The following is a 261-nucleotide window of genomic DNA, read 5'->3' as shown; positions in this document are numbered from 1 at the left end:
AGCAGGCTGCGAGCCCAGTCGATACGCGCGCTTTGCAAAAACTCCATGGGCGTCATGTTCACTTCACGGGCAAACACCCGGGCGAAATGTCGCGCACTCATATTCGCCAGGCTGGCCATGCGTTCGACGCTAAAGGCCTCATCAATGTGTTCGAGCACATAGTTCTGCACCCGGGCTACCGGCGTTTCCGGCGGCGCCACGGCAGGCATCAACGGGCTGAACTGCGCCTGTCCGCCCTGGCGCTTCATCACCACCAGCAAG

General features: G+C 61.3%; 1 protein-coding gene. It reads right to left on the bottom strand.

What is annotated here, in order from left to right:
* A partial coding sequence (locus SB756_RS31640) for an AraC family transcriptional regulator (protein ID WP_410913443.1) occupies positions 1-261 on the bottom strand: 261 nt, incomplete at both ends.

It is taken from the genome of Pseudomonas sp. SIMBA_068 (assembly GCF_046534705.1).
Classification (GTDB): Bacteria; Pseudomonadota; Gammaproteobacteria; order Pseudomonadales; family Pseudomonadaceae; genus Aquipseudomonas; species Aquipseudomonas putida.
The sequence above is the reverse complement of the archived record's forward strand: the minus strand, read 5'-3'. Positions and strand labels throughout refer to the sequence as shown.